The 25,182-nt window shown below is 48.8% G+C and carries 26 protein-coding genes; 12 read left to right on the top strand and 14 right to left on the bottom strand.

The window, feature by feature from the left end:
- Positions 1-39: 39 nt before the first annotated feature.
- Positions 40-1,563: a choline-sulfatase gene (gene betC / locus FJM67_RS12320; RefSeq protein WP_140589707.1), complete on the bottom strand. Its 1,524-nt coding sequence runs from the start codon at positions 1,561-1,563 to the stop codon at positions 40-42.
- A 139-nt stretch (positions 1,564-1,702) separates the two neighbouring features.
- Between betC and FJM67_RS12325 the strand changes: the two genes are divergently transcribed.
- Positions 1,703-2,620 (top strand): choline sulfate utilization transcriptional regulator, encoded by a 918-nt coding sequence (locus FJM67_RS12325; RefSeq protein WP_140589708.1) that lies wholly within the window; start codon positions 1,703-1,705, stop codon positions 2,618-2,620.
- On the opposite strand, the gene FJM67_RS12330 is transcribed toward FJM67_RS12325, so the two are convergent.
- Complete coding sequence (locus FJM67_RS12330; protein WP_140589710.1) at positions 2,593-3,081, bottom strand: putative 4-hydroxy-4-methyl-2-oxoglutarate aldolase; 489 nt, start codon at positions 3,079-3,081, stop codon at positions 2,593-2,595. The two genes, FJM67_RS12325 and FJM67_RS12330, sit on opposite strands and share 28 nt — an antisense overlap.
- 199 nt (positions 3,082-3,280) lie before the next feature.
- Between FJM67_RS12330 and FJM67_RS12335 the strand changes: the two genes are divergently transcribed.
- From FJM67_RS12335 to FJM67_RS12350, 4 genes are all read left to right on the top strand, one after another.
- Complete coding sequence (locus FJM67_RS12335; RefSeq protein ID WP_140589713.1) at positions 3,281-3,487, top strand: addiction module protein; 207 nt, start codon at positions 3,281-3,283, stop codon at positions 3,485-3,487.
- Positions 3,477-3,776 (top strand): type II toxin-antitoxin system RelE/ParE family toxin, encoded by a 300-nt coding sequence (locus FJM67_RS12340; RefSeq protein ID WP_140589715.1) that lies wholly within the window; start codon positions 3,477-3,479, stop codon positions 3,774-3,776. The genes FJM67_RS12335 and FJM67_RS12340 overlap by 11 nt, the downstream gene beginning before the upstream one ends.
- A gap of 42 nt (positions 3,777-3,818) precedes the next feature.
- Positions 3,819-5,381, top strand: coding sequence for an L-lactate permease (locus FJM67_RS12345; RefSeq protein ID WP_140589717.1), 1,563 nt, complete (start codon positions 3,819-3,821; stop codon positions 5,379-5,381).
- A 75-nt stretch (positions 5,382-5,456) separates the two neighbouring features.
- Positions 5,457-6,182, top strand: a complete 726-nt coding sequence (locus FJM67_RS12350; RefSeq protein ID WP_140589719.1) for a sulfite exporter TauE/SafE family protein — start codon at positions 5,457-5,459, stop codon at positions 6,180-6,182.
- Positions 6,183-6,198: 16 nt separating this feature from the next.
- On the opposite strand, the gene FJM67_RS12355 is transcribed toward FJM67_RS12350, so the two are convergent.
- The 6 genes from FJM67_RS12355 to FJM67_RS12380 form a co-directional block, all read right to left on the bottom strand.
- Positions 6,199-6,651, bottom strand: coding sequence for a methyltransferase family protein (locus FJM67_RS12355; protein WP_140589721.1), 453 nt, complete (start codon positions 6,649-6,651; stop codon positions 6,199-6,201).
- Positions 6,652-6,774: 123 nt separating this feature from the next.
- On the bottom strand, positions 6,775-6,996 hold the full coding sequence (locus FJM67_RS12360; RefSeq protein WP_140589723.1) for a formate dehydrogenase subunit delta: 222 nt from the start codon (positions 6,994-6,996) through the stop codon (positions 6,775-6,777).
- A gap of 15 nt (positions 6,997-7,011) precedes the next feature.
- Positions 7,012-7,824, bottom strand: a complete 813-nt coding sequence (gene fdhD, locus FJM67_RS12365; protein WP_140589725.1) for a formate dehydrogenase accessory sulfurtransferase FdhD — start codon at positions 7,822-7,824, stop codon at positions 7,012-7,014.
- Between the two features lie 20 nt (positions 7,825-7,844).
- Positions 7,845-10,706: a formate dehydrogenase subunit alpha gene (fdhF, locus tag FJM67_RS12370; RefSeq protein ID WP_140589727.1), complete on the bottom strand. Its 2,862-nt coding sequence runs from the start codon at positions 10,704-10,706 to the stop codon at positions 7,845-7,847.
- A gap of 2 nt (positions 10,707-10,708) precedes the next feature.
- Entirely contained in the window at positions 10,709-12,268 is a 1,560-nt protein-coding gene (locus tag FJM67_RS12375; protein WP_140589728.1) for a formate dehydrogenase beta subunit, read from the bottom strand.
- Positions 12,268-12,765 (bottom strand): formate dehydrogenase subunit gamma, encoded by a 498-nt coding sequence (locus FJM67_RS12380; RefSeq protein WP_140589730.1) that lies wholly within the window; start codon positions 12,763-12,765, stop codon positions 12,268-12,270. The genes FJM67_RS12375 and FJM67_RS12380 overlap by 1 nt, the downstream gene beginning before the upstream one ends.
- A 379-nt stretch (positions 12,766-13,144) precedes the next feature.
- Between FJM67_RS12380 and FJM67_RS12385 the strand changes: the two genes are divergently transcribed.
- Positions 13,145-13,462 carry a hypothetical protein gene (locus tag FJM67_RS12385; protein WP_140589732.1) on the top strand — a complete coding sequence of 106 codons (318 nt, stop codon included), beginning with the start codon at positions 13,145-13,147 and terminating at the stop codon, positions 13,460-13,462.
- A gap of 78 nt (positions 13,463-13,540) precedes the next feature.
- On the opposite strand, the gene FJM67_RS12390 is transcribed toward FJM67_RS12385, so the two are convergent.
- Genes FJM67_RS12390 through FJM67_RS12415 form a run of 6 tightly spaced genes read right to left on the bottom strand, consistent with a single transcriptional unit; the run spans position 13,541 to position 18,584 of the window.
- Complete coding sequence (locus FJM67_RS12390) at positions 13,541-14,041, bottom strand: GAF domain-containing protein (RefSeq protein ID WP_140589733.1); 501 nt, start codon at positions 14,039-14,041, stop codon at positions 13,541-13,543.
- Between the two features lie 16 nt (positions 14,042-14,057).
- The gene (locus tag FJM67_RS12395; protein ID WP_181161497.1) at positions 14,058-14,732 is read right to left on the bottom strand and encodes a nucleoside/nucleotide kinase family protein; all 675 of its coding nucleotides are present in this window, start codon (positions 14,730-14,732) and stop codon (positions 14,058-14,060) included.
- A gap of 46 nt (positions 14,733-14,778) precedes the next feature.
- Positions 14,779-15,693, bottom strand: a complete 915-nt coding sequence (locus FJM67_RS12400) for a LysR family transcriptional regulator (protein WP_219845978.1) — start codon at positions 15,691-15,693, stop codon at positions 14,779-14,781.
- A gap of 21 nt (positions 15,694-15,714) precedes the next feature.
- The gene (locus FJM67_RS12405; RefSeq protein ID WP_181161498.1) at positions 15,715-16,437 is read right to left on the bottom strand and encodes a LutC/YkgG family protein; all 723 of its coding nucleotides are present in this window, start codon (positions 16,435-16,437) and stop codon (positions 15,715-15,717) included.
- Entirely contained in the window at positions 16,430-17,860 is a 1,431-nt protein-coding gene (locus FJM67_RS12410) for a LutB/LldF family L-lactate oxidation iron-sulfur protein (protein ID WP_140589739.1), read from the bottom strand. Before FJM67_RS12410 ends, FJM67_RS12405 begins: the two co-directional genes overlap by 8 nt.
- Positions 17,861-17,864: 4 nt before the next feature.
- On the bottom strand, positions 17,865-18,584 hold the full coding sequence (locus tag FJM67_RS12415; RefSeq protein ID WP_140589740.1) for a (Fe-S)-binding protein: 720 nt from the start codon (positions 18,582-18,584) through the stop codon (positions 17,865-17,867).
- Positions 18,585-18,942: 358 nt separating this feature from the next.
- Here FJM67_RS12415 and FJM67_RS12420 point away from each other — a divergent pair, with 358 nt between their 5' ends.
- The 6 genes from FJM67_RS12420 (at position 18,943) to FJM67_RS12445 (ending at position 24,888) form a co-directional block, all read left to right on the top strand.
- Positions 18,943-20,034: a TRAP transporter substrate-binding protein gene (locus tag FJM67_RS12420; RefSeq protein ID WP_140589742.1), complete on the top strand. Its 1,092-nt coding sequence runs from the start codon at positions 18,943-18,945 to the stop codon at positions 20,032-20,034.
- Positions 20,035-20,116: 82 nt separating this feature from the next.
- Complete coding sequence (locus FJM67_RS12425; protein WP_140589744.1) at positions 20,117-20,656, top strand: TRAP transporter small permease subunit; 540 nt, start codon at positions 20,117-20,119, stop codon at positions 20,654-20,656.
- An 18-nt stretch (positions 20,657-20,674) separates the two neighbouring features.
- Entirely contained in the window at positions 20,675-21,964 is a 1,290-nt protein-coding gene (locus FJM67_RS12430) for a TRAP transporter large permease (protein ID WP_140589746.1), read from the top strand.
- A gap of 109 nt (positions 21,965-22,073) precedes the next feature.
- The gene (locus tag FJM67_RS12435; RefSeq protein WP_140589748.1) at positions 22,074-23,441 is read left to right on the top strand and encodes a cache domain-containing protein; all 1,368 of its coding nucleotides are present in this window, start codon (positions 22,074-22,076) and stop codon (positions 23,439-23,441) included.
- The gene (locus FJM67_RS12440) at positions 23,438-24,097 is read left to right on the top strand and encodes a response regulator (protein WP_140589750.1); all 660 of its coding nucleotides are present in this window, start codon (positions 23,438-23,440) and stop codon (positions 24,095-24,097) included. Before FJM67_RS12435 ends, FJM67_RS12440 begins: the two co-directional genes overlap by 4 nt.
- 56 nt (positions 24,098-24,153) lie before the next feature.
- Positions 24,154-24,888: a dienelactone hydrolase family protein gene (locus FJM67_RS12445; protein WP_140589751.1), complete on the top strand. Its 735-nt coding sequence runs from the start codon at positions 24,154-24,156 to the stop codon at positions 24,886-24,888.
- The last annotated feature ends 294 nt before the right edge of the window (positions 24,889-25,182 follow it).

Here is a 25,182-nt window from a genome sequence, read left to right on the forward strand (position 1 = left end):
CCAGTGACAGCGCCCCCAGCGTACCGGGGACTGGTTGAGTTAAGAGACTCTGGGGTAGCGTGCTTTCGCTTCCAAGTCGTCCAAGTCAATATGGTTGCGCATATACATTTCGCTGGCTTGGAAAATCGGCTGATGGTCCCAAGCGATATTTTTTCCTTGACCGAATGCTTTTACGATCAAGCGTCGGCGGCGTTGGCTTGTCAGCACTGCGTTGGTCAGGGTGGTGACATCCCAGCGTTGCAGGGCTTCATCGCGGAATGCTTTAACTGTCTCGGCGTAAGCGGCATCATCCGCTAGGTTAGTCAGCTCGAGTGGATCATTTTCTAGGTCAAACAATTGGTCAGGATCAATATGGCAATGGACGTACTTGTAGCGCCCGCGGCGGATCATAAAGAGTGGGGCAATGGTGCCTTCGCCAAAATATTCCCCGATAACTTCATCATGACCGCTAGCACTGCCTTCAATATGACTGATCAAACTGCGGCCTTGGATCGGCATGGCATATTCCGTTCCCTTGCCAGCGGTAGCCCAATCGACAAAAGTCGGTAGCAAATCCATAGTGGATACGGATTCAGACACACGTTTCGGTTGGAAACGTTTGGGAGCGCTGACAATCATGGGTACCCGGGTGGAGTCTTCGAAGAAAGACATTTTGTACCAAAGATTACGCTCACCCAGCATATCCCCGTGATCACCGGAGAAGACAATAATGGTGTCGTCACGTAAGCCGCATTCATCTAGTGCTTTTAACAATTTGCCAATTTGGTCGTCCACATAACTGATGGCGCCATAGTAAGCGTGGCGAGCATTGCGCACTTGGTCTTCGGTGATCGGTTGATCATGGTAAGCGAATACATCCTGTAAACGACGGGAATGAGGATCTTGATCTTCCTTGGCAATCGTTACTTTTGGCAGATCAATTTCATCGTGGTCGTAGCGGTCCCAATATTCTTTGGTAATGGCATAAGGGTCGTGGGGGTGGGTCATGGAAACGGTTAGGCAGAATGGACGTTCCTGATTGCCACGGGCAAAGTCATACAGATAGCGTTGAGCATGAAATACCACTTCATCATCGAAATCCAGTTGATTGCTGCGTACGCAAGTACCGGCATCGGTCACTGATGACATGTTGTGATACCAAGTAGGGCGCGTATCTGGGTCGTCCCAGTTCGGGAACCAGCCGTAATCTGCTGGATATATGTCCGTGGTGAGTCGCTCTTCGAAACCATGGAGCTGATCTGGACCGCAGAAGTGCATTTTTCCAGAAAGTACAGTGTGATAGCCGTTGGCGCGCATATAGTGGGCGAAGGTTGGGATATCCGCTGGAAAATCTGCCGCATTATCCCAGGCGCCAATTTTGGATGGTAGCTGGCCGGTCATAAGCACATAGCGAGATGGGGCACACAAAGGACTATTGCAGTAGGCGGATTCAAATACCACGCCGTTTTCTGCTAGTGACTCAAGGTGAGGGGCTTTGACCACTTTGCCGCCATAGATAGGCAATGCACTGGCTGCCATTTGGTCGGCCATGATAAAAAGAATATTTGGCTGTTTTTGAGACATTTTAGATTACTCCAATGTATCCATTAATGACTTTGGTGATGGTGTCTCGCTAGCGAAATCATGCATGTGGCCTATGCTTGCATGAATGGAAAAGCCCTGTAAACTGAGTGAAAATTTATATATGGGATAAGCTGAGCTAATGTTATCTGAAAACGACATGCCCCCTTTGCAGATGCTTGCGGTGTTTGAATCCTCCGGTCGTCATCTGAGTTTTACGGCGGCGGCTAGAGAGCTTGGCACCACTCAGCCAGCCGTGAGTCAGCAGGTAAAAGCCCTCGAAGAGTTTCTGCAGACGCCCCTGTTTCGACGTGTCTACCGAGGCGTCGAATTAACTGATGAGGGGCATATATTGCTAAAAACGACCCAGTCCAGTTTCACTGAAATTCGTAAAGTGATTAGCTATTTGCGCAAAAAACGCACCTCACCGCGGCTTAATGTGGCCACGGATTTTGCTTTTGCTGCTTACTGGTTGATGCCACGGTTGCCGGAGTTTCGCCGCTTGCACCCACAGATCGAGCTGCGTCTGCATACGGCCCACAACAGTGTCGATATCGTGATGCAAGATATTGATGTGGCGATTTTATTTAGTGATGGGGTGCATAAGGGGTTTGTTGCGAATCCCTTAATTAGCGAGCGAGTCTTCCCCATATGCAGTCCCCGTTTGCTTGAAGAGTATGGGCCATTCGATAGTCTGGAAGATCTATCCCGGGCCCCTCTGTTAAAACTGCACTCGGATGTGGATGAGAAATGGATGAATTGGGAGCGACTGTTTGAGAAGCACCAGACATTATGGTCTCCGTCCCAATCGGTCATGGAGTTTGATAACTACACCTTGCTGGTCCAAGCTGCGATCGCGGGTCAAGGGGTGGCACTTGGTTGGCGTTCCTTGGTAGATGACATGATTGAGCAGAATATGCTGGTCCCGCTGATGGACTTTAGCGTGTCCTCCACCAATGGTTACTTTGCGGTGCATTCGCAATCTATGGCAGAGGACGAGGTCGTACAGACCTTTACTAACTGGCTACTGAGTCAAGAGGGTAGCGATAGCGCCTCTTGAGACACCACAATACCGTTGCGATCACAGTAGACATAATCCCCGTGGCGAATGGTGACACCGGCGAAATCCACCGTGTTGCCCACTTCACCCAAACCGCGTTTGATGGTAGGTAGCGGGAAGGCACACAGAGCTTTAACGCCTAGAGCAAGCTTCGACAAAGCCACTGCATCCCGTACCGCCCCATGGATGATCAGTCCTGCCCAACCATTGTTCGCAGCTTTTTCCGCCAGCATATCCCCTAATAGAGCTCGGCGGCGGCTACCACGGCCATCCACCACAATCACACGACCGGCTCCGGGCTCGCCGACAAGCTCACGCACTCGGCTGTTATCTTCAAAGCAGCTGACGGTAACGACTTGACCATGGAAACATTCCTGGCCCCCAAAATCTTGAAAAATGGAATCTGCGATCTGGATGCGCTCGGCGTATAAATCACATAAATCTGGTGTAAGGTCTTGCATAACAAAGCTCCCTATCAAGTGGTTACCAGATACTCTAGTGCAACCACCGTAGGGAGCCAGTTTATTATGCTTATATTCGCTATAGGTAAACGTAAGGGAAAACAGCAAGTTTCAGTGAAGTGTCAAAAATGATGACCAACTTTATGGGAGTACTTCATTAGACTATACTCACAGAGTCATTTGTTTAAGGTATGAAGCCATGAAAATTGATCACTTATCGTCTTCTGAGAAGATCGAGTTGGCGCAACATCTCTGGGATTGTGTTCATCAAGAAATGTCATCATGTTCCATCTCTGAAGAGCAAAAGGCATCTTTAGATGCAAGATTAACAGCGTTTGCTCAAGATGGTGATGAGGGGATTGAGTGGCGTCAATTAAAGGACAAGTTGTTGGAAAATGGCCTATAGGATCAGCGTTCGCAAGGAAGCACAAGCGGATATCTATCACGCATTCTCTTACTATTCTCAGATCAGTTCTTCCCTTGGTGGAGACTTTTTAGAAAGTATCGATGAAGTCATGTCCCGTATTTCTGATGGGCCTCTTCACTATCAAATAGTCTATCGAGACATACGACGTGCCCTGTGTCGTAGGTATCCCTACGCGGTATTTTACCAAGTCCATGAGAATATTCTGTTGGTGTTTGGCGTATTTCATATTCATAAGAATCCTCAAGAATGGCAAGATAGAAGCCCATAATCACTGCGTAGCTCTTAGCCGCTTTACCCAAGGATGCTTGTTATGGATATGGTTGTTGCCTCACTTCCCATCGTCTTACTCATTTGGTTGATGACCAAGTCCCATCCCGTTGCTTCCCATATCGCCTTGCCGGTTACGGGGTTAGTCGCCTTGGTTATTCAATGGGGCTATTTTCAAGCGGATGGCTGGTTGTTATCCGCAAATACCCTAGCGGGCATATTGGCAGTGGCGACGCCAATTTCTATTGTAGCCGGCGCGATCTTTTTGAACCGTGCTTTGGTGATCAGTGGTAAGGAAGCCGTATTAGGGCAGTGGCTTAAGAGTATCAGTCCCAACCCTGTGGCTCAGGTAATGATCATCGGCTGGGCGTTTGCCTTTATGTTGGAGGGAGCGTCTGGTTTCGGCACACCGGCGGCAATCGCAGCACCTATCTTGGTGGGTCTAGGGTTTGCGCCCATTCCAGTGGCGTTACTTGCCTTAGTGATGAATAGTGTACCTGTTTCCTTTGGTGCAGTGGGTACACCTACTTGGTTTGGCTTTGCCGCATTGGAGTTGTCAGCCGACCAGTTACTCGAGATCGGCCAGCAAACTGCATTGATACATCTGGTGGCGGCCTTGGTTGTGCCAATTCTGGCCCTACGTTTTGTACTCGCTGGAGAGCAAATTCGCCGCAATTTGGTATTTATCTTTTTGAGTATCCTAAGTTGTACGGTGCCCTACTGGTTATTAGCACAGGTGAACTACGAGTTTCCGGCGCTATTGGGTGGGGCGCTGGGGTTATTGCTGTCAATTGTGATCGCCAAGCGAGGAATTGGCCTGCAAACCAGTGAAGCGCAAGAGATATCTAGGTTGGTGGCTAAAACAGAAGTTTGGCGGGCATTGTCGCCATTTCTGTTGGTGATTGTGATTTTGCTGATTACCCGCATCGAGCAGCTAGGGATAAAGCCACTTTTGAATGATACCGGCACTTGGTTGCAATGGGGGGAGGTGAGCTTCAGCCAAGGAGGGGTGATCGCTTGGCAAAACCTGCTTGGTACGGAAATCTCCTGGAGCTACAAAATGCTCTACGTGCCGGCTTTGATACCTTTCGTAGTAACGGTGTTGCTGCTGATGCCGGTGTTAGAGTTAAACGCTAAAGGATTGCGCCGAGCAGGCCTAGATACTTGGCGGCGTGTTCGCTTGCCAATCGTCTCTCTTGCTGGTGCGTTAGTCATGGTCAATGCCATGATGCAGGGGGGAGACCAAGCTCCGGTATTTATTATTGCTGCCCAGTTGTCTGATTGGCTCGGTGGTAGCTGGTTGTATATGGCCTCTTTCTTGGGTGCGCTGGGCTCGTTCTTTTCAGGGTCTGCGACGGTATCGAATTTGACCTTTGGTGGTATCCAAGCCTCAATCGCTGCCGAGACTGGATTACCATTAACCTTGGTGTTGGCACTCCAGTCGGTTGGTGCTGCCATGGGGAATATGGTGTGTATCAATAACATCATCGCTGTTTCCACCATTCTTGGTATTCAGAATCAAGAAGGCGCTATGATGAAGCGAACCGTTATCCCAATGTTAGTCTACGGGATGATCGCCGCCTTGGTGGCGTGGTTGCTGCTATAATCGTATTCCTTTGCGATTAGCGCAAAATCAAATGACTCAATCTTTATCTATCCTGCATAAAATGCTGAGGACGCTATGACCGACACCTTGTTGGTGATGTTTGTTGCTGGCCTGCTAACTGGCTTTTCCAAGTTTTCCGTCGGTGGCATGGGGTTGTTAGTGCTGCCTATTGTGATGATTGCTTTCCCAGGGCCAGAGGCATTGGGGGCAATCGTGCCGTTATATTTGCTGATCGATATATTGGCGGTAATAAGTTATCGCAAAAATATTTCATGGAAAGTGCTGGGACGTTTCTTGCCGTTAGCTATGCTGGGGGTGTTGGTCGGCTCACAGGTACTGTCGGACATAGATCCAAATGATTTTATTACCCTGCTTGGCGTGATCATCATGGCTATGATTGGCCTAGGTTTTTTTCTGGATGCATACCCCACCAGTTTTATGCAAAAGCCTTGGGCTGCTTATTCCATGGGCTTTGCTGGAGGTTTGATTAGTATGATGGCGAATGCTGCGGGGCCGATATTCAGCCTGTTTCTGTTAGAACAAAAACTCAGCAAAGAGAGCTATGTTAGCACCCGTGCGTGGGCCTTTTTCCTGATCAATCTCGCTAAGCTCCCCATGTATATTGGTATCGGACTGATTACTCCTGCTAGTTTAACGATCTCCGCCTATGCAACACCGGGTCTATTGGTCGGTGCTTTATTTGGATATCACTTTCTTAAGCGAGTACAGCCGAACCACTTCAAATGGCTAGTACGTTTGCTGTCTACTATTGCGGCGGTCAAATTGATTCTATTTCCCTAGCTCGCAATGTTAGCTATCAAAGCCAGCGCCGCACCTGCTTTTTATAGGCTACATAGGCCTTGCCAAATTTCTTTTGTAAATCGGCTTCCTCTGGCAGGATTTGGAAGTGGTTTAAATACAGCACAAATAGAGGCAAGGTGAGGAAGCTACCAAGGTTGCCCAGCCAGATACACACCCCTGTCAAAATCATGGCAAACCCCAAATACATGGGGTTGCGACTGAAGCGATAAATCCCGGTAGTGACGACGGTTACGGTGTTTTTAGGGCTACGGGGGTCCATGGTGGTTTTGGCTCGGGCGAATCCGACCACAGCGGCTGAAACGATGAGTCCTCCCATCAGGACTAACCAGAGACAAATAAATAAAGCACCAGGGATTTTGATATGCCACTGGGGCATAAACATGGCGATACACCAAGCCATTGCTATATAGCCGACTAGCAGGAACAGAGGAGGCATCTTCAAAGCCATAATGCAGACTCATTTTGCGGTTAGAGGGCTATTGATAACACAGTTAGATGGTGGGGGCTATATAGAGGATCACACTTGCACGGCTTCGACTATGCAAGTGTGATTAACGCAATGGAAAGAGTGTTATTCAGCGCTTAATTGCGTCGCAGCAAGTCGAGCCGCAGGGTGTAAGTCCGCATTGCCAGAGGCAATTTGTTCGCTCAACAGCACCTTCATGCGGCGTGACCAGAATTTATTGATATGGTTGGCTACCATATCTGCTACCGCATGTTCATCACCGGCGCTGATGTTGTTCTGAGCAATTTGATTGATCATTTGGACGAGGTGTTCACGTTCACTTTGCATAAGACTATCCAATCGTTAGTTAGAAGCATCCGCTTCACCGGGACTTTGTTCACTGATCGCGTAAATCACATGGCGACCGGGGCGAGCAAAACCAATTAAATTCATATTTGCTGCTGTAGCATACTGAATCGCTAGTGTGGTCGGAGCCGAGATGGCGACCAGACTAGGAAATCCAGCTTGAGCACACTTGTTTACCATTTCATAACTGGCGCGGCTGGAAACTAGGACAAACCCAGGTGTCTCTTGGGGTTGTGCCGTGCACCAAGCGCCAATTAACTTATCCAGAGCGTTATGACGACCAACATCCTCACGGGCCAGTAAAATCTGTCCATCTTGGTTACAGATTGCTGTCGCGTGAACGGCTCCGGTCTGCTGCTGCAGGGGCTGATAATTGCGCATCTGCTGCAATGCATGCTCTATCGCCTCGGCCGTTGGCAGCGCTTGCCCAACAAGTGGGTTGGGTAAAGTTACTGCTTGCTCTAAAGATTCCGTACCACAGAGACCACAACCGGTGCGACCAGTTAGGTTGCGGCGGCGTAATTTCAGTGCCTGAAAACATTCACTGGCTAACTCGATCTGTATTTCTACCCCTTGGCAGGCAGGTACCACATCGATCCCGTAAATTTGTTCTGGGCGCGAAACAATTTGTTCTGTGAGACTAAAACCAAGGGCGAACTCCTCTAAATTAGCAGGAGTTGCCATCATCACCGCATGGGAAATGCCGTTATATACCAAGGCTACCGGTACTTCCTCGGCCAACCAATCCTGGGCAGATTGCTCTGCACTAGGTTGATTGGGAGTTCGAACCCTGACTGATACGGACTGCATTCCCCTAGCGGTCGTCATTTTCAGCTATTTGCCTTCTCAGCACCGGCAGCGGCTAAATAAGACACTTGGCGCGTGTGGTTGTCTTGGAAGCGTTGCTGCCATTCTGACGGCTGAGATACTTTTTCCACTTGCACCGCCGTTACCTTGTACTCAGGGCAGTTAGTTGCCCAGTCGGAGTTATCCGTGGTAATCACGTTGGCACCCGATACTGGGTGGTGGAAAGTGGTGTAAACCACGCCTGGTTGCATCCGCTCACTGACTTTTGCGCGTAGCACTGTTTGACCTGCGCGGCTGGTAATCCCCAACCAGTCGCCATCAACAATACCCCGTTCTTCTGCGTCATGAGGATGCAGTTCAAGGATATCTTCGTCGTGCCAAACTTGGTTTTCGGTACGGCGAGTCTGCGCGCCCACGTTGTACTGGCTCAAAATACGGCCAGTGGTCAACAATAGTGGGAAGCGACGATTCGCCCGCTCGGTAGTTGGAACGAACTCGGTCAATGCGAACTTCGCTTTACCGATAGGGAAGCTTTCCACGTGCATGATTGGCGAGCCCTCTGGGAACTCCACGTTACATGGCCATTGTAAGCTGCCGTGTTCTTCCAGTTTCTGGTAGCTGACACCCGCAAAGCTTGGGGTTAGGCTGGCAATCTCATCCATAATCTCAGATGGGTGCTTGTAGCTCATTGGGTAGCCAAGGGCATTGGCAAGCTCCATGGTAACTTCCCAATCTTCTTTACCTGCCAACGGTGGCATCACCTTGCGCACGCGGTTGATACGACGTTCTGCGTTTGTAAAAGTACCGTTTTTCTCAAGGAAGGTTGAACCCGGCAACAATACATGGGCAAATTTAGCCGTTTCGTTCAAGAAGATATCCTGCACGATCAAGCAATCTAGTGCACGCAACGCTGCTTCAACATGCTGAGTATTCGGGTCAGACTGAGCAATGTCCTCACCTTGAACATACATAGCACGGAAGTGACCAGAGATGGCTGCATCGAACATGTTCGGAATACGTAAGCCCGGTTCAGAATCCAGTTCTACGCCCCAAGCGGCTTCAAAGCGGGCACGGGCGACAGAGTCAGCAACATGCTGGTAGCCAGGCAGCTCGTGTGGGAACGATCCCATATCACAAGAACCTTGAACGTTGTTCTGACCACGTAGTGGGTTTACGCCCACACCTTCACGGCCAATGTTGCCAGTCGCCAATGCTAAGTTAGCAATACCCATAACCGTGGTAGAACCTTGGCTGTGTTCAGTGACGCCCAAGCCGTAGTAAATTGCTGCGTTTTTCGCCGTAGCGTATTGGCGAGCGGCTTTACGTACTGTTTCAGCGGCAACGCCGGTGATTTCTTCCATGGCTTCAGGGGCATGACGAGCATCACTAATAAACTCACGCCACTTCATGTAGTCATCGCCTTCACAACGGCTAGCGATAAAGTCTTTATCTTCTAAGCCTTCTGTAACGACAACGTGGGCCAGCGCATTGATCATGGCAACGTTGGTGCCTGGACGCAGTGGCAAATGGGCAGCTTGACCTAGGTGAGGGGTGCTCAGTAGGTCAATTTGACGTGGATCGATAACGATTAAGCTAGCGCCTTCACGCAAACGGCGACGTAGTAAAGAGCCGAATACTGGGTGAGCATCCGTTGGGTTAGCACCCATAACCAAAATACAATCCGCATGCATCACAGAGTCAAATGTCTGAGTACCAGCAGATTCACCAAGGGTTTGTTTTAGACCGTAACCGGTTGGGCTGTGACAAACACGGGCACAAGTGTCGGTGTTATTGTTGCCAAACGCAGTACGAATCAGTTTTTGTACTAGGTAAGCCTCTTCGTTAGTACAACGGGAAGAGGTAATACCACCGATACTTTCGCGACCGTGTTCTGCTTGAATGTCTTTTAAGCGTTTTGCGGCAAAGCCGATCGCTTCTTCCCAGCTCACTTCTTTCCATGGTTGATCGATGGAGTCACGAATCATCGGGGATTTGATGCGGTCTTTGTGGGTCGCATAACCAAAAGCAAAGCGGCCTTTCACACAAGAGTGACCGTGGTTGGCTTCACCACCTTTGTAAGGCACCATGCGAACTACCTGGTCACCTTTCATTTCCGCTTTGAACGAACAGCCTACACCACAGTAAGCACAGGTTGTGACAACGCTATGTTCTGGTTGGCCCATATCGATGACGGAGTTTTCCATCAAGGTCGCAGTAGGACAGGCTTGCACACAGGCACCACAGGAAACACATTCAGAATCTAGGAAGTCCTCATTTTGACCCGCAGCAACTTTAGAGTCGAAGCCGCGTCCATCAATGGTTAGAGCGAATGTGCCCTGAACTTCAGAACACGCACGGACACAACGGGAACAGACGATACATTTGCTAGCATCGAAGGTGAAGTAAGGGTTGGACGTGTCTTTTTCTGCATCCAAATGGTTGTTGCCATCGAAGCCATAACGTACTTCACGTAAGCCAACGGCGCCAGCCATATCCTGTAGCTCACAGTTGCCATTTGCAGGACAAGTTAGACAGTCCAGCGGGTGGTCAGAGATGTACAGCTCCATAATATTGCGGCGCAGCTTCGCCAATTTTGGCGTTTGCGTCCAAACCGTCATGCCTTCTTCTGCTGGCGTTGTACAAGAGGCTGGTGTGCCGCGACGACCATCGATCTGAACGGCACAAATACGGCAAGAACCGAAGGCGTCTAGATTATCCGTTGCACACAGTTTAGGGATATTGATGTCATACAGGGACGCGGCACGCATCACCGACGTACCTTCAGGTACGGTGACGGTTACGCCGTCGATTGACAGGGTCACCAGCTTCTCGCTCAGGGAAGCCGGGGTGCCATAGTCTTTATTGGGGTCAAAATGCTGCAACATGATTATGCCTCCTCCCCTTGCTTAACTGGGGCTTGGAAATCTTCCGGAAAGTGTTTAACGGCGCTTTGCACAGGGAATGGGGTCATACCGCCCATAGCACATAGGGAGCCGTCCAGCATGGTTTCACATAGGTCAGACAGTAATTCCAGATTGGCGTTCACATTTTGACCAGCACGAATTTTATCGATCACTTCCACGCCACGGGTAGAGCCGATGCGGCATGGAGTGCATTTACCACAGGATTCTGCTACACAGAACTCCATGGAGAAACGAGCCTGTTCGCTCATATCGACCGTATCGTCAAACATCACCACGCCACCGTGACCAAGTACTGCGCCAGCCTGGGCGAAGGCTTCATAGTCTAGTGGTAAATCCCATTGGGATTCTGGCAAGTAAGCACCGAGTGGGCCACCTACCTGAACGGCGCGTAGGGGACGACCAGAACGGGTGCCGCCGCCGAAATCAAACATCAACTCACGTAGACTTGGGCCGAATGCAAGCTCCACTAGGCCGCCAAATTTGACGTTGCCGGCAACTTGGAATGGCAAGGTGCCCCGTGAGCGACCCATACCGCAGTCTGCATACGCTTGGGCGCCTTTGTCCATAATGAAAGGAACAGCGGCCAACGACAGTACGTTGTTAACGATAGTGGGTTGACCAAATAGGCCGACAATCGCTGGTAGTGGTGGTTTCGCACGCACTAGGCCGCGTTTGCCTTCTAAACTTTCGAGCAAAGAGGTTTCTTCACCACAGATGTAGGCGCCCGCACCCATACGTACTTCAAGATCGAAGTGTTTACCAGAGCCTAGAATATCGGCACCAAGTAAGTTGTTGTCGTAGGCTGCTTGGATCGCTAGGTTAAGATTCTCTACTGCCAGTGGGTATTCAGAGCGACAGTAAATGTAGCCTTGGGTAGCACCGACTGCTAAACCAGCGATGGTCATACCTTCGATTAGCATGAACGGATCACATTCCATCACCAAACGGTCAGCGAAAGTACCGGAATCGCCTTCGTCAGCGTTACAAACAATGTACTTTTGCTCCGCTGGCGCGTTCAGAACTGTTTGCCATTTAATCCCCGTAGGGAATGCCGCACCACCACGACCACGTAGGCCGGAGTTTTTCACTTCATCTACGATAGCTTGTGGTTCTAATGCCAGCGCTTTACGTAGACCTTGGTAACCTTCTAGAGCTTGGTAATCCGCAAGATCGGTTGGATTGGCTTTACCAATGCGAGAGAAGGTCAGGCGTTGTTGTTTCTTCAAGTAATCCAGTTCATCAACTAGACCAAGTGCCAGTGGGTGGTCTACTTGACCTTCCCAGAATTTCGCGGCAAACAAGGAAGCGACATCTTTCGCCTTAACTGGGCCAAAGCCGTAACGACCATGTTCGCTATCGACTTCGATCAGAGGCTCAATCCAATACAGAGCACGGGTGCCATTGCGTTTAACTACAAGGTCGATTTGCTGGTTTGCCGCTGTTTCGGCAATCAGTTGTGCAACTCGGTCTGCACCTAGGGCTTTTGCCGTGGTATCAGATGGAACATAGATGGTAATGGACATTACTGAACCTCCAACACGTCGGTGCGTAATTCTTCAACGAGCTCATCGAAGCGCTCTGCATCGACATAAGCGTGAATTTCATCACCAATGCGCACAGATGGGCCACAAGAGCAGTTACCCAAGCAGTAAACTGGTTCAAGGGTAATATTACGATCGCTGGTAGTGCCGTGATAATCCACACCAAGGGAAGCTTTCGCATGGGCTTCTAGCGCGCGGGCACCAACCGCTTGACAGGCTTCGGCACGGCAGACTTCTACCACATGCTTACCTGGCTGATGGGTGCGGAAATGATGATAAAAACTGATCACGCCATGAACTTCGGCGCGGCTGAGTTTCAAGGTTGCCGCGATCAAAGGCACTGCAGCGTCAGGAACGTAAGCGAAGCGATCTTGCAGAGCGTGAAGAATGGGCAGTAAAGCACCGGGTTTGGCTGCTAGCTCATCAATAATTGACTGTGCTACCGATGCATCCCAGGCCGCTGGTTTCAGCGTGGTCATTATTTTCCTCCTGCCGCCCTGTCTAAGAAGGTGGCGGTCGAGTTGCTTATTATTCTGTTGCTTGAACAAGCCATTTGCTTAGCCTAGCTCAATGAACGTACTTCTTTTAAGTTGCCAAGTGTAGCGACTTATGCCAATCGTATTTTGCATTTTTTCACGCCGTTATTGAGCTGGCTTATCTTATTGCGACACATGTCTTTAATATGGCGCGAATGACTAGTATAGCCCCAAGTATTTCAAGCGTGTTTAGAGTTCGGTCATGCACCAAATTTAAGCGATCTGCAAAAAATACCGATTAATCCCCCGTTATCTTGATTCATAGCTGGGCAAAATCTGATTTCTGGCGCTACGCTTAAGAAAAACAACCGGAGTAAGATGTATGAAGTTTGGACTAGTGGATCGTCAAGGTTATGTACCAGATATGAATTATGGTGAAGCAGGCAAAGAGTTGGCGTGCTTCGTGCCCAGTGATTACGAGTTTGAACAGGTTTCTTATAACAATGGCGAAGGGGAAGTCAAAGTAGACGGGCACGTCTGGCGCTTCTTCTTTACCCAAGAAGGTATCGGTGTTGAGTTGATGGGCGGTATCGTTACCCTAAAAGAGGCCCAAGCATTCTTACAAAATGTGAAAAATCACATCTGGGGTGAGAACAATCAACAGGTACAGATTTTCTTGTCTGGTGCTGCGCCAGACTGAGTCGCACCGAAACCCTTACCCATGTATCAAGGCCAGACTGAGTTCTGGCCTTTTTATTTGGTCATTTGGAATCTTGTTTCAAATCTGCCAAGAAAAGTCGGTGGCTTCTTGCCAGATGCTTACTAGCTGCTCGATTCCGTGCTGATCTTCCTGATCAAAGCGGTGTTTGCTGGGGCTGTCGATATCAAAGACAGCGACTACTCGTTTGGCAGTGATCACCGGCACTACCAACTCCGCGTTTGATGCTGCATCGCAGGCAATATGATCAGGCACGGCATGAACGTCATCCACCCGTTGGGTAAGCCCCGTGCGCGCAGCTTTGCCACATACCCCGCGACTAAAGGGAATACGGGTGCAGGCCACTTTGCCGACATAGGGGCCGAGTATCAACTCTTCCCCGCGTGCGAAATAAAAGCCAGCCCAGTTTAGTTGTGGCAGTGTTTGCATAATAAAAGCAGAGAATTGTGCAGCATTGCAGATTAAGTCCCGCTCACCGGCGAGTAGGGCGCGCAATTGCTCGGCTAGGGATTGGTAAAATTCCGCTTTCGGTTGTGTGCTATCGGATTCAATATGAAACATGGTTGTCAGTCTGTGTTTAAGGGGTGATAAGCCAGTCAGCATGCTGGCGAGTGGCTTGGGTAATTTCCGCGTTGAGTTGATCGTTCTTGGCAATCCACGCGCGGGCGTCTGTTTTACTCATGTTCCAAGCTTGCTGATGGCGGAGACACAGGCGACTCATCGCTTCGGAAAAGGGCACGTCGAGAAACCACTTTTCATCTAATTGGTGGGCTCCGAGGTCAAAGCCATGTTGGTCGTGGAAGACATACAAGCCCTCTACCAATAGCAAACTGGTTGCTGGGGTAATCCTAATGGCATCAGGTTCGGGATCACCTTTCGCGTGGTCGAAGTCAGGCCAACCGAGTGCTTGATTTGGTTTGGTTTTAAACTCAATCAATGCTTGGCTAAAAGCCTGTCCGTCAAAGGTCCATGGCGCGCCACGGCGGGCAAATAGCTCAGTTGCGTTTGGCTGAGCATTGAGCTGTGCTTTACTTAAGTGAAAACCATCCATGCTGACGGTTTGTATACGCTCCCCCAGCTCACGACTTAGCTTGTGCTTTAGGTACGCCGCCAAGGTTGATTTGCCCGAGCCCGGTAGTCCCGCTAGGCCGATGATTTGGCGCTGCTGGTTAATCGCCCGTTGGCGTAATTTAGCTAGTGCTGTTTGGGCATCAGGGTGTTGGTCATAGTAGGCAAAAATATCGTTGCTCATGCTGCTCTCGTTGTTTATTCCATGACTTCGCAAGGTTAATACGGGATCACTCGAAACGATAGCGGTTCTTCTCATAATAAATCTTTATATGATCAATGAGCGCGCGAATGCGTTTAGACGGACGATCGGTAAACGGGTATAGGGCATAAATACCGAGATTTTTTGCGGATGCCTTGGGTAGCAATTCGACCAGACTGCCTGCTTGAATTTCATCGTAAATCAGACACATAGGTAAGTAGGCAATCCCGCGGCCTTTCATAGCGGCAATTTTTAGAGCGACGGCGTTGTTTGAGGAAAAGTTACCCTTGACCTGCTGGATGTACTCACGACCATTTTGCTCTTTAAATAGCCACTCAAAGCGTCCGGTGGTTTGGTTGCTATATCCTAGGCAATTATGTTGGCTGAGATCTGTTGGGGACTGAGGTAGTCCTTTTTGCGCGATATAGCCGGGGCTTGCACACAGTAGCCAACGGCTATGGAAAATTAGACTGGCTTTTAACGAGGAGTCGGCTAATTGCGCCGTACGCACCACTAAGTCATAGCGATCTTCGACTAAATTAACCAGTTGGTTTTCCAGCACCATTTCTACCGAAATATCAGGATGTAATTCGCAAAAGTCCGATACGGCGTCAGCCAATAGCAGCTCGCCAGAGATTGTTGGCACTGACATGCGAATATGGCCACTGATATTGTCAGCATATTCTACCACTGACTCCATGGTGCTCTTGGCTAGGGCTGCAAGCTCTTTCGCTTTTTGATAGAGGTGTTGCCCTGCTTCGGTAACGGTCAAATGACGTGTGGTACGGTACAGCAATTGCACGCCAAGACTCTGTTCTAATTTGCTAATCCGCTTACTCACCGCTGACTTGGTAATGCTGCGCCGAGCGGCTACCTCGCTGAACGAACTACAGTCCACCAGTTCGGTGAACAGCAGTAAATCATCTAGTTGTGGAGTGATCACGTTACTTTGACCTAAACCGGTTTATTGATCCGTGAGTATGACATAGGTGGCGGAAATTGGCCCATGTACCCCGACGACTTTGATCAGCTCGATATCAGCAGTAGAGCTGGGGCCGGAGATAAAATTCACGCAAGAGGGTAGTCTGTGCCCCTGTGTTGCTTGTTCATGAAGGCGCTCACAGGCTTGGGTGATACGTGGTAATAGGTCACTTTGTTGAATGACAAAGATGGAGTGGGTTGGTAGTAAACTGATACTGCGCCCCTGGGCCTTGGAAGACTTCAGCATGATAGTGCCTGACTCCACCAAAGCGCACTCGGCAAATACCACACCGATTTGAGCTTGCTCTGCACAGGCGATTTGCTGTTCCCGAATTTCCTCTGGTTGCCATTCTTTAACTTGTATCCGACTGTCTAGTGCTGCGAACGCCCCGCTATTCGGGAAACGGGCATCTGTGCCGATTAGGAGGCTAATGGAGTCTTCGTCAAAACGTTCCAATGCATCTTGCTCAATGACTTGAGGCAAGGTGTCAAACGTTGTTTCGATGACTTTGGCGCCTAGATTTTGCCGGCTGTAATCGACAAAGTGTTGCTTCAACTGCTCCAGGGAATACTCTTGAAATACTTCCCGTTGGCGCTGTTGCGGTAAATAAAAGGCCGTTGGTGCTGCGGCTGTTGGTCGGCCAAGCTTTTGAGTTAGCGCGGTGAGAAAAGCGTCACGACCTTGTAAGCGGGATGAATCAGTCATGGGAACCTCCATTATTTTGGCGTTTAGCAAACCAGTCGCGGAAACTTTCGTGACTGGTATGGGGTAAATCCCGTGTTTCATGCCACTCCTCTACCGCTTGGGGTTTAAACCGCATATCACCATTATTGATCATCTTGTTAGCCGCTTTCGCTCCGAGACGGATAGATTGCTGCCAGATGTAGGGGTGTTTGTTAATTAACTGAAATGCCCCGACGGTTAAGCGCTCTTTGAGTGGAGTGAGTTTCGCGTTTGCCATCACTTCCCGGTGTTTGAGCAACAAATCAGCAAGAGGGATCTTGACTGGGCAGACGTCATTGCAGGCGGTACACAAACTACAGGCATAGGGCAAATCTTGGAAATCTTCATAGCCGCCGAGCAATGGCGATAATACGGCACCTATTGGGCCAGAATAGATTGAACCATAAGACTGACCGCCAATATGTCGGTACGCCGGGCAGGTATTGGCACAGGCGGCACAACGTATACAGCGTAAGATGGATTTAAATTCAGACGCCAAAATGTCTGAGCGTCCGTTATCGACAATGACTAAATGGAACTCTTCTGGGCCGTCTAATTGGTCAGCTTCCTTCGGGCCAGTTAACACCGTGACATAGCCGGTGAGCGGCAGCCCAACAGCGCTACGGCAGAGTAAGGAAACCATCACATCCAGTTCTTTAAAAGTGGGAACCAAGCGTTCCATTCCCATCACTGCGATATGGGTTTTCGGCAGGGCGGTACTGAGTCGAGCATTGCCTTCGTTAGTGATCAAGGCGATGGAGCCAGATTCAGCGATGGCAAAATTACACCCGGTAATGCCGATGTCTGCTTGTACAAAATATTGGCGAATGTGCTCGCGCACAAAGCGAGTCAATTCCTCTGGTTCATCAGACCCTTGGTAGCCGAGCTTGTCGGCGAAGATTTGCTGCACTTGGCGGCGATTTTTGTGGATGGCTGGTGCAACGATATGAGAGGGAGCATCGTGGTCGTCAATTTGTAGGATGTATTCCCCCAAATCAGTCTCTACGACTTTAATGCCATTGCGCTCCAGCACTTGGTTAAGCCCGATTTCTTCCGTGACCATGGATTTGGATTTGACCACCGAGCGAGCGTTCTTTTGTTTCGCCACCTGCTCAATATAAGCCGTTGCTTCATCGGCTGTTTTAGCGAAGCAAACATGGCCGCCATTCTCAATAACTTTATCGCTGAGTTGAACTAGGTAGTAATCCAAGTTTTCGAGCACGTGGTCTCGAATACTGGCCCCCATATCGCGCCAATCATCCCAATTTCCCAAAGCATCGGCGGCCCGCGCCCGATTGCCAAACATGCGTTCCTGAGCATTCGCCACCGAGGCACGCATCACGTCATCTTGCATCTTCACTTTGATGCGTTCTTTAAATGGTTGTTGGCTGGTTTTCATGCTCATCGGATTACCTACTCATTAGAACTTCAGCGATATGCATCACGCGGATAGTGCTGCCTTCCCGGCGTAAGCGACCACCAATATTCATTAGGCAGCTGGCATCCGCTCCGATTAAGAAGTCTGGCGTAACACTTTGAATGTGCTCGGCTTTTTCCGTCACCATAGCGCCGGAAATTTCCGCCATTTTGACGGAGAAAGTACCACCAAAACCACAACAGGTTTCTTGGTTGGGGAAGGGGGCAAGCGTCAGACCGCCCACTTGCTTCAATAGGATGATCGGCTCCTCTTTAATGCCGAGTTTGCGGCTTAGGCTGCAAGAGGGGTGATACACACCGATCCCCTCAAGCTTGGCGTTGAGCTGACTGGTGTCTAGGTGATGTACCAAAAATTGGGTGAGCTCAAAGGTGCGGTCGCTGAGGTCTTGCGCGCGTTGCTGCCATGCGGGCTCGTCCTGTAATAGCTTGGGGTAGCCATGAATCATGGCGGTACAGGACCCCGCCGGGCAAATGAGTGGGAAGTCGTTTTCTTCTAAGGCTGCGATCTGCACTTTTATCGCGGCAAGGCTTTGGCTTGCGTAGCCACTATTAATCGCTGGTTGTCCGCAGCAGGTTTGTCTCACCGGAAAGTGTACTCGACACCCCAATTGTTCGAGTAGTAACACGGTTTGTTTGGCGACCTCGGTAGACAGGGCATCGCAAATACAAGTAGCGAAGAAAGACACATTCATTATTTCGGCCTCAGCGGCGTGGTTATTTTTCTTTTATCTTCGTCACTTTTAAGGGTTTCAACAAGCAAGACGAAAGTCGAGAAATGCCCACATAGCCTTCTATTTAATCTAAAAGACTAAGTTTTTCAGATGTTTAGGTTTTTGTTTCTTCATTGGAAACTTAGAGTTGAGTTTGTTTATCGGCTGCTGATAACTGCTGTTGAAGGTGGCTCTACGTAGTAGTACGTAGATTGTGTTGGGTAGTTATACGGATGCGATTCGGTATTCCTACGAATAGAGCGGTTGTGCACTTTTCGTTCACACTGAAATAGGTGCTTAGGCACATGCCATAACAATAATCACAGGCAGGACCTTAACAATGAAATTGCAAAACCTCGCAAAAATTGCTGCAGTAGCAACACTAACCGTTAGCGCACTATCCGCGTCGTACACAATGGCTGCGGACGGCAAAGTTTACCGTCTGACCATGGCGGAGACTTGGAACGCCAACTTCCCTATCTTCGGAGATGCACCACGTAATATGGCACGCATTGCCGACGAAATGTCTGGCGGCCGTCTAAAAATTACCATCGACTCGGCGAACAAGCATAAAGCACCGTTGGGTGTATTTGACCTAGTACGTTCCGGTCAGTACGACATGGGGCACTCTGCATCCTATTATTGGAAGGGTAAGGTGCCTAATACGCTTTACTTCACCACCATGCCGTTTGGTATGACCACGCCTGAGCAATATGGTTGGTTCTACTATGGTGGCGGTCAGTCACTGATGAATAAAGTATACGAGCCATTTGGTTTGCTTTCGTTCCCTGGTGGTAACACCGGTAACCAGATGGGTGGTTGGTTCCAAAAAGAAATCAATTCCGTTGAAGATCTTCAAGGTCTGAAAATGCGTATTCCAGGTTTTGCCGGTGAAGTACTGGCGAAACTAGGTGCTAAACCCACCAATATTGCTTCTGGTGAGCTATTTACCGCCCTTGAGCGTCGCACTATCGATGCCCTAGAGTGGGTTGGCCCTTCCCTAGATTTACGCATGGGCTTCCACAAAATTGCACCGTACTACTACACCGGTTGGCATGAGCCAGCGACTGAGCTGCAGTTCCTAGTTAATGCGCGTACTTGGAAAAAACTACCAGATGACCTACGCGAAATCTTGCGTACCGCAATGCGTGTGTCCTCTTACGATATGTACATTCAGTCTTACCATGAAAGTGCGGAAAACTGGGCGACGATGAAGCAAGAGTTCCCAGATATTCAGGTAAAAACCTTCCCAGAAAGCGTGATGAAAGCCATGTATAAAGCCAACCAAGAGCTACTAGCGGAGAAGGCGTCTGAAGATCCATTAGCGAAAGAAATTTTGGATTCTCAGGCGGAGTATCTAGCGAAAGCTCGTGTTTGGACCAATATCTCTGATCGCGCTTACCTCGACAGCTTAGACAACCTCGAAGACTAGTCTCACCTAGCTGTATCCGAATCAAGGAACCAGATATTGGTTCCTTGATTCTGTCGTTAACTTCTTATGCTCGGGTTTCTCTATGTTTCTGGTCAATCTTGAAAAGACACTGGGGCGGTATTCCCTTTTCCTTGGACGAGTCAGTGCGATTTTACTGCTCCTGCTCTTAGTAAACGTTTTTTATGACGTGTTAATGCGCTATGCCTTTAACGATGTGTCGATTGCGATGCAGGAGTTGGAATGGCACTTGTATTCAGCGATCTTTCTGCTTGGTATCCCATTCGGTATTCAAGTTGGTAGCCATGTAAGGGTGGATCTGTTCTACGAGCGGGTGACACTACGCCAAAAAGCTTGGATCGATTTGATTGGAACATTGGTATTCCTGATGCCTTTTGTACTTTTGGTCGGTTGGTATGGTATCGGGTTCGCCCATGAGGCTTATGCGCTTGGAGAAACAAGTGGCGATCCTGGCGGCTTGCCGGCACGCTGGATTATTAAATCTGTCATTCCTGTCGCCTTTTTTTCTATGGCTGTCAGCGGTTTAGCCATGATTCTACGTTGTATCAATGCTTTGCGCGGTGTTAGTGACGCCGGATTTGATACCCAATCTCCACAGCATTAATTCAGCGAGGGTATAACCATGATCGGAATTATTATGTTTTTTGTGGCGCTGGTGCTGTTGCTGTTTGGCTTTCCAGTGGCCTTTACCTTCGGCGGTGTTGCCTTGATCTTCGGCGTGTTTGCCGAAGGTATGGATATGTTCGCCTTCATGCCGTTCCGTATTCAAAGTTATATGGAAAATACGGTAATGATGGCGGTGCCTTTATTTATCTTTATGGGCATTGTGTTACAGAAAACCCAGCTAGCAGAGCAGTTGCTAGAAGCCATGGGCAAGCTATTTGGTAGTGTGCGCGGTGGCTTGGCCATTTCGACTATTTTAGTAGGCACTTTACTGGCTGCTTCTACCGGTGTGGTAGGAGCGAGTGTAGTCGCGATGGGGTTGATTTCATTACCGGTGATGATGAAGTACAAATACAGCAAGTCACTTGCTTGCGGAACTATTTGTGCCTCCGGTACGTTGGGGCAAATCATCCCGCCTTCTATCATCTTAATCATTTTGGGTGATGTGCTTGGGATTCCTGTCGGTGACTTATTTCATGCGGCATTGCTGCCTGGTTTTGTGCTGATTGGCGCCTACATCGTCTACATACTGATTGTAACTTGGCTGAATCCTGAGGCTGCACCTGCCATTCCCCATGATGAAAGTATGGGGTCGCGCAAAGAGCAAGTACTCGATGCCTTAAAAGCGATTGTGCCACCGTTGGCACTGGTGCTTATCGTACTTGGTTCTATTTTTACTGGCATTGCGACGCCAACGGAATCTTCAGCACTAGGTGGTGTTGGTGCGGTTATTCTGTCTTTGTTGTATCGCCAGTTTAGTTTCAAAATGCTGATCGATAGTGCTACCGAGACGGTAAAAGTCACGGCGATGGTATTTGCCATTTTGATGGGTGCGACCGCCTTCTCAATGGCGTTTAGTTATACTGGTGGTGATGCTATTGTCGAGGAAGTATTGCTTAACTTACCGGGAGAGAAATGGGGCTTTATCATTCTTTCGATGGTCGCCATTTTGGTGTTGGGCTTCTTTATCGACTTTGTCGAGATTGCGTTCATCATTGTGCCGATATTGGCGCCGGTCGCAGACATGCTCGGCATTAACATGGTTTGGTTTGCGATCTTGATTGCGATGAACTTACAAACTTCATTCCTGACGCCGCCCTTTGGTTTTAGCTTGTTCTACCTAAAAGGTGTTGCGCCGTCATCAATCCGCACCATGGATATTTACCGGGGGGTGGTGCCGTTTATCTTATTGCAAATTGCGGTACTGATTAGCATCTTATTGTTCCCAGACTTTTACGGTATGGGTTAGATGTTGTTTGGGTAGGAGGCAAGACTCCTCCTCCCCATTTTCTATGGTATGCTCGAACACAATTAGTGTTATCTAACCCGCCGACCATAACAATAACAAAGGTCCGAGCATGAAACTGAAAAGCAAAATCCTATTGCTAACGGTGGTGCCGCTGGTATCCGCCACGGCAATTATCACCTACCTTGGCGTGTCTCAGGCTAAGGCCCTTACCCAGCAGCAATTAGCGCTATATGAACAGCGAATGATTGAAACGCGCAAACAAGCGCTTAAAGATCAAGTTGCGATTGCCATGTCTGCTATCCGTCCCGTATTGGATAACTACATCCTGCCGGAGGAGGAAGCTAAGCGCCAAGTTAAGCAGATATTAACCAAGCTCCGATATAACGATGATGGCTACTTCTTTGCTTATACCCAAGAGGGTATTAATTTAGTTCACCCAACTCAGCCCGAATTTGTTGGTGAAAACTTGCTTGATTTTCAAGATCGAGAAGGCAATTTCTTGATCAAAAACCTGCTAATTGCTGCTAACTCTGGTGGCGGATTTCATCGTTATATTTGGGAAAAGCCGCCCCAGATGCAGCAGGAACATAAATTGAGTTATGTTGAGCTGATCTCCCGCTGGCAGTGGATGATGGGAACAGGCTTATATCTTGATGATATCTATGACGATCTGCGTAATACCCAGACCAAAATGAACGAAAACATCTCCCGTAGCTTGTTTACAGTGGTTGGGATCATGGTGTTGACCGTAGCTCTAGTGATTTTATTGGGTTTGCTTATTAATCTGCATGAACATCGTCTCGCAGACGCTCGCTTAAAAACGCTGATTCAGCGCTTTATCCGGCTGCAAATTAGCGAGCGTCGACGTTTCTCCAGAGAACTGCATGACGGCATAAATCAACTACTGGTGTCGTCCAAGTTTCGTATTGAGGTCGTGTCAAATAAGCTTGAGAGACAGGCTGATCCGGCGTCGATACGCAGCGATCTTATTAAAGCGGAGGAAGTCATCAACCAAACCATTCAGGAAGTGAGACAGATTTCCCATAGTTTGCGCCCTATGCTGTTGGATGATCTTGGGTTAGAGGTGGCACTATCGAGCTTGCTGGAGCAATTTGCTGAGCGTACAAAAATTCAAGTGACGCACCACTTCACCCCAAATTTGAATCAGTTGCCGGAAGAAATAGAAATCACCTTGTACCGCCTGACTCAAGAGTGTTTGAGTAATATTGAAAAGCACGCAGATGCAACTAAAGTTGATATCCAGCTTTACCAAAAAGAAGATACCTTGTATTTCGAGTGTCAAGACAATGGCAAAGGATTTGATCCCAAAGATAAGCAAGAAGGCATTGGTTTGCTCAATATGCGCGAGCGACTAGAGTTGGTGGAAGGTCAATGGTCGCTCTCTTCAACGGAAAGTAAAGGAACCAAAGTGAAAGCCTCTCTACCGGTAGGAATAGTGCCAGGAGAACTAAGATGATCGACGTGACAGTAGGTTCGAACACCATTAAATTGCTGCTGGTCGATGATCACGCCCTTGTACTGGACGGACTCATGGCGAGACTTGAGCTGGAGCCTCATTTAGAAATAGTGGGGTGTGCGAACAACGGCAAAGATGCTATCGAACAAGCTCGAGTGCTCAACCCTGATGTCGTACTTATGGATGTATCTATGCCCATCATGTCTGGGCTAGAGGCGGCGAAACACTTTAAAGAACAGCTGCCTTATATCAAGGTGCTAATGTTGAGCATGCACGATGATCGGGAGTACATTCTGTCATTAGTGCAAAGCGGCGCGAGTGGTTATGTGCTTAAAGATGTTTCTGCTCGTGAACTGGTGACTGCAATTGATACGGTGTATCAAGGTGGCACCTACTTCAGTGCTCGTGCATCCCAAGCTCTCTTCATGCAGAATGTTAGTGAAGGTGATGAAGTGGAGCAGTGTGAGCTGACTCCAAGAGAAAAAGATGTATTACGTCAGTTAGCGGCTGGAATGAGTAATAAAGAAGTTGCTAACAAATTGCATATCAGCATAAGAACAGTAGAAACTCATCGCCAAAACATCAAAAGCAAGTTAGGTATACATACCACAGCGGGTTTAACACGCTATGCCATTGATATCGGGCTGCTCAACTAATTCTTGTCGTGCTAGGTAGTTGCCTAGTCATGAGATCAACAAAGGCAAACACAAAAATGATTTTACAGGAACACGCGGTACAGATTTCAACCCCGACTGGGCTAATGCGTTGTGAGATATTTCGACCCAAAGAAGACGGCCAATTTCCATGCGTTATATTCTATTCGGAAATCTTTCAAATCACGGCCCCGATTCAGCGAACTGCGCGTATCTTAGCTGGGCATGGGTTTTGTGTTGTCGTACCTGAGGTGTTTCACGAGCTCAATCCCATCGGTACTGTCTTAGCCTATGATGAGGCGGGCAAAGACAAAGGAAATGCCGACAAGTTTGCAAAACCGCTAGAACAGCATGATAGTGATACGGCAGCAATGATTAGCTACCTTTCAACGCAAACATACTGCAATGGCTCTTTTGGCGCGATGGGGGTTTGTATAGGTGGGCACTTAGCCTACCGTGCAGCGCTAAATAACCGCATCAAAGCCGCGGTATGCTTATACGCTACGGACATACATTCCGATACCTTGCCTTGCAATCATGGAAATGACTCTTTTACGCGAACTGGAGATATTAAGTCGAGTTTGCTAATGATATGGGGTAAGCAAGACCCACATGTGCCGACTGCAGGTCGCCAGAAGATCTATCAACAACTCATAGATAAAAACGTAGATTTCGAATGGCATGAAGTAAACGGCCAGCACGCCTTTATGCGGGATGAGGGGGATCGCTATGATCCCGAGTTAGCATTGCGCTGCTACCGAATGGCCATCGATCACTTTCGTAACAAGCTATAGCCTGTTGGTAAAAGCACTTTTTTAAAATAATTGAAAAAAGTGCTTGCGTTAAAAATTCGCGACTGTAATATACGCACCCACTGACACGGCAGGCCGCTAAGGACTGCAAAACACTAGCTAAAACAGCTGATGTTTAAAGTGTGACCGCTCTTTAAAATAGATAATCAGATAATTTGTGTGGGCGCTCGCTGGAGACTTCTCAAAAACTTGAAGTCTTATACGAGTGACCATGTCAATTCGCTTTACGTTCTTTAATCTTCGGGTTGAAGAATATAGATAAAGTCAGACGTGATT

This window comes from Maribrevibacterium harenarium (assembly GCF_006385675.1).
GTDB lineage: Bacteria > Pseudomonadota > Gammaproteobacteria > Pseudomonadales > Marinomonadaceae > Marinomonas > Marinomonas harenarium.